The 4,454-nt window shown below is 62.5% G+C and carries 4 protein-coding genes and 1 tRNA gene; 1 reads left to right on the top strand and 4 read right to left on the bottom strand.

Annotation, left to right across the window (positions count from 1 at the left end):
* From clpX to AC1D00_RS28645, 4 genes are all read right to left on the bottom strand, one after another.
* Positions 1-882, bottom strand: an 882-nt coding sequence (gene clpX / locus AC1D00_RS28660) for an ATP-dependent Clp protease ATP-binding subunit ClpX (RefSeq protein WP_477012976.1), incomplete at its 3' end; no start/stop codon positions are given.
* A 448-nt stretch (positions 883-1,330) separates the two neighbouring features.
* Positions 1,331-1,966 (bottom strand): ATP-dependent Clp protease proteolytic subunit, encoded by a 636-nt coding sequence (locus AC1D00_RS28655; RefSeq protein ID WP_011087708.1) that lies wholly within the window; start codon positions 1,964-1,966, stop codon positions 1,331-1,333.
* Positions 1,967-2,255: 289 nt separating this feature from the next.
* Positions 2,256-3,617, bottom strand: coding sequence for a trigger factor (gene tig, locus AC1D00_RS28650; RefSeq protein ID WP_477012975.1), 1,362 nt, complete (start codon positions 3,615-3,617; stop codon positions 2,256-2,258).
* A gap of 177 nt (positions 3,618-3,794) precedes the next feature.
* Positions 3,795-3,879, bottom strand: a tRNA-Leu gene (locus tag AC1D00_RS28645).
* A 154-nt stretch (positions 3,880-4,033) separates the two neighbouring features.
* On the opposite strand from AC1D00_RS28645, the gene AC1D00_RS28640 reads away from it, so the two are divergent.
* Positions 4,034-4,454: cupredoxin domain-containing protein (locus AC1D00_RS28640; RefSeq protein WP_477012974.1), on the top strand; the 421-nt coding region annotated here is incomplete at its 3' end.

The raw sequence follows: 4,454 nt of genomic DNA, 5'->3' as shown, positions 1-4,454 counted from the left end.
CTTCAGGAGATCCTCAGGCTCGACGTGACGGAAGATCTCGCCGGTACGGCGGTCCTCCGGCGCGAGCACCTGGGCGCCGAAGCCGATCGAGGTCGACCGTCCGCGCGCCGAGATGATCTTCTCAAGGCCGGCGAAGGCGCCGCCGCAGATGAACAGGATGTTGGTGGTATCCACCTGCAGGAATTCCTGCTGCGGATGCTTGCGGCCGCCCTGCGGCGGGACCGAAGCCACCGTGCCTTCCATGATCTTCAACAGCGCCTGCTGCACGCCCTCACCCGACACGTCGCGCGTGATCGAGGGATTGTCGGACTTGCGGCTGATCTTGTCGATTTCGTCGATGTAGACGATGCCGCGCTGGGCGCGCTCGACATTGTAGTCGGCGGACTGGAGCAGCTTCAGGATGATGTTCTCGACATCCTCACCGACATAGCCGGCTTCGGTCAGCGTCGTCGCGTCCGCCATCGTGAACGGCACGTCCAGAATGCGGGCGAGCGTCTGCGCGAGCAGCGTCTTGCCCGAACCGGTCGGACCGATCAGCAGGATGTTCGACTTCGCGAGCTCGACGTCGTTGTGCTTGGTCTGGTGGTTGAGGCGCTTGTAGTGGTTGTGCACCGCGACCGACAGGACCTTCTTCGCATGGCTCTGGCCGATCACGTAATCGTCCAGCACCTTGCAGATTTCCTTCGGCGTCGGAATGCCGTCGCGCGACTTGACCAGCGAGGACTTGTTCTCCTCGCGGATGATGTCCATGCAAAGCTCGACGCACTCGTCGCAAATGAAGACCGTGGGACCCGCGATCAGTTTGCGGACTTCGTGCTGGCTCTTGCCGCAGAACGAGCAATATAGCGTGTTCTTGGAGTCGCTCGTGCCGACCTTACTCATTCATGTCTCCGTCCGCGGTTCGATCCCGTTCCGCTCGATCGCTCCATCCCGACACACCGGTCGGTATGAAGCTCAAATAGAGCAAATTCCGTACCAAAAAAGACCCTACGCGTTACATCCCGTGCGAATCGCGGTCACTCGATTCTTCCGCGATCATAGCGGATCATTCGTAGCCAACCATGCTGTCACCCGACTATCAAGAATTCGCTAATCGGGGGTCGCCGGCTACCCGTGACAATACCGTGATTTCAGGTCTTGGCACGGACGAAGTGATCGAAATCACCCCGGCGTTGCTGGATTGCCACGAAAAACAAGCACGAAAGCGGAACTTTCGGCCTGTCGCAGGGCACAAAACGGCGTTTTGCGATGCGCACACGAGTTCTAAACGTGAACGCTCCCCTGGAGGTCCCCGGCGACCCCGAGGGATCGCCGTTGCCGACCAGTAGTGCTACTGGGTCTTCGCTGCTGCCGGCTCTTCGGCGCGCTTGTCGATGACCCTGTCGACCAGGCCGAACTCCTTGGCGTCGTTGGCGGTCAGGAACTTGTCGCGTTCCAGCGCATCCTCGATCGTCTTGTAGGTCTGGCCGGTGTGCTTCACGTAGATCTCGTTGAGCCGCTTCTTCAGGTTCAGGATTTCCTGCGCGTGCAGCATGATGTCGGTGGCCTGGCCCTGGAAGCCGCCGGAGGGCTGGTGCACCATGATGCGCGCATTCGGCAGCGAGAAGCGCATGTCCTTCTCGCCGGCGGCGAGCAGCAGCGAGCCCATCGAAGCCGCCTGCCCCGTGCACAGCGTCGAGACCGGCGGGCGGATGAACTGCATGGTGTCGTAGATCGCAAGGCCCGACGTCACCACGCCGCCCGGCGAGTTGATGTACATCGAGATTTCCTTCTTCGGATTTTCCGCTTCAAGGAACAGCAGCTGCGCGACAACCAGCGTCGACATGCCGTCCTCGACCGGACCGGTCAGGAAAATGATGCGCTCTTTCAGCAGGCGCGAGAAAATGTCGTAGGCGCGCTCGCCACGGTTGGTCTGCTCGACCACCATGGGCACGAGGTTCATGTAGGTTTCAACCGGATCGCGCATGAGTCACCTAGGGTTTTCGGAGGCGGACATCGCCACTCTTGGCTGCCAGTTTGGCTGGATTTGCCGGAAGGCCGATGGACGCCCGTGATGCAGGAAGTTGGTAACGTAGAAGTTTGGGTACAGGGTGTACCGACAGATATAGCCCAATTCGCGCCAGACAAGTGCGGAGCGAATTAAGGCTTAATCCGCCGGGCACTTGAAGCTGATTCTCGCAAAAAGGCCCAGCCAGCCACATGGCTAGCCGGGCCCTTCCGCTGATCATCCTTAATAGAAGACTGTCTCAAAGCCTTCAGGCCGCGGTCTTTTCCGCCTCGTCGTCCTTGTAGAGGTCCTCGCGCGAGACCTTCTTCTCGGTCACGTTGGCGAGCTCGAGAATGAAGTCGACGACCTTGTCCTCGTAGATCGGCGCGCGGAGCTGGGCCAGCGCCTGGGCGTTGCTGCGGTAATAGTCCCAGACTTCCTTCTCGCGGCCGGGCATCGAGCGCGCGCGCTCGATCACGGCGCGGCCGACCTCGTCGTCGGTTACGGTGATCTTGTTCTTCTCGCCGATCTCGGAGAGCACGAGGCCGAGCCGCACCCGGCGGTCGGCGATCTTGCGGTATTCTTCCTTGGCGGCATCTTCAGTGGTGTCCTCGTCGGCAAAGGTCTTGCCGGCCGAGTCCATCTCGGCCTTGACCGAGTTCCACATCAGATTGAACTCCTCGTCGACGAGCGAGGGCGGCGCCTCGAAGCGATGCGCCTCGTCGAGACGGTCGAGCAGCGCACGCTTGACRCGCTGGCGCGTCGCACCCGCAAACTCGGCAACCAGACGCTCGCGCGCGGCTTCCTTCAGCTTGTCCAGCGATTCGAGGCCGAGCGTCTTGGCGAACTCGTCGTCGATCGCAATGTCCTGCGGCGCTTCGATCGTGGTCGCGGTGGTCTCGAACTCGGCCGGCTGGCCGGCGAGCTTGTCGTTCATGTAGTTCTTGGGGAACGACACCTTCAGCGTGCGCGTCTCGCCCGCGCCGATGCCGGTGAGCTGCTCCTCGAAGCCGGGGATGAAGGTGTTGGAGCCGATCACGACCTGGATGCCCTCGCCGGTGCCGCCCTCGAAAGCTTCGCCGTTGATGGTGCCCTTGAAGCTGACCGTGACGCGGTCGCCGGTCTCGGCCTTGGCGCCCTCGGCCTTCGCGGTATAGCCGCGGTTGCTGTCGGCGATGCGCTTGATCGCCTCGTCGACGTCGGAGTCGGTAACGTCAGCCACGGGCTTCTCGACCTGGAAGGTCTTGAAGTCGGCGAGCGCGATCGACGGCACCACCTCGATCGCGACCGTGTAGGTCAGATCGGTCTTGCCGCTCAGCAGCTCCTCGACCTCGGCCTGCTCGGTCGGCATCGTGATCTTCGGCTCGGTCGCGAGGCGGAAGCCGCGCTCGGAGAACAGCTGCGTGTTGGTGTCGCGAATGGTCTGGTCGATGGTCTCGGCCATCACCGAGCGGCCATAGACCTTCTTGAGATGGGTGACCGGCACCTTGCCGGGACGGAAGCCGTTGATGCGGACCTTGTCCTTGAGGTCGACGAGCTTGGCGCCGGCCTTGGCGTCGAGATCAGACGCGGGAACGCTGATCTTGAACTCGTGCTTCAAACCTTCCGAGAGGGTTTCTGTGACCTRCATGGCGTCCAATCTTCTTCTCGTTCGGTCCCGGCACGCATGCGTCGGGACGCTGTCATTAATCGATCCGGCGCGAGGCAAACGCCTCACCGCCGGTGGTTCATCAGAGCCCTGCTCCCCACGGAAAACATCCGCACGAAGCGAGGCCCTTCGRTAATCCGTGCAAACGCTGAAAGCGCTTGGTGCGGGCGGAGGGACTCGAACCCCCACAACTTTCGTCACTGGAACCTAAATCCAGCGCGTCTACCAGTTCCGCCACGCCCGCGTGAATTTGCATCAAGACCGGCCGCGATGCCGCGGGCGGCCGGGCTTATAGCATGCGCCTGACTGTTCGCAGCAAAAAAATGGCCTGATGGCGGCAGGCTTCAAGTAGGCACGATGGCTGGACTTATCCAGCGCGGCGTGGTCCGGATCGGGCCATGAAACCGCGGATCATTGCCCCCAATCGGCGTGAGGTTTTGGCCGGCCTTCTTGGCGGCCTCGGAGCCTCGGCGGCCGGGTTGATGGCCGGTGGCGCGGTCCCACCCGTGACCGCCCAGCTCGCCCTCCAGGCCCGCCTGGCGACCCTGGCCCTGAGGCCGGGTCAGCCACCCACACCCGTCTGGGAGCTGGCCGCCGTAAGCCATACCAGGGGCGTCCATCTCAAGCGTGGCGACCGCTGCGAGGTGGTGTTCCGTAACGACCTGCCTGTGCCACTTGCGCCAGTCTGGTACGGCCTTAACGGCCCGGCTGCGGCCGACCCGCTGCGGGGGCGCGCGCCGACCGCGCCGGACGCGACTGAAACTTCAATTATTTCAATACCAAACGCCGGTACCCTGCTGACCGACTTTCGTCTCTTCG

This window comes from Bradyrhizobium sp. P2_E8 (assembly GCF_056403875.1).
Note: the sequence above shows the minus strand (reverse complement) of the source record. Positions and strands in the feature narration are given on the sequence as shown.

Coding starts and splice junctions, on each gene's coding strand:
- AC1D00_RS28655 (WP_011087708.1), bottom strand. CDS start 1,966: ATGCGCGATCCGGTTGAAACCTACATGAACCTCGTGCCCATGGTGGTC.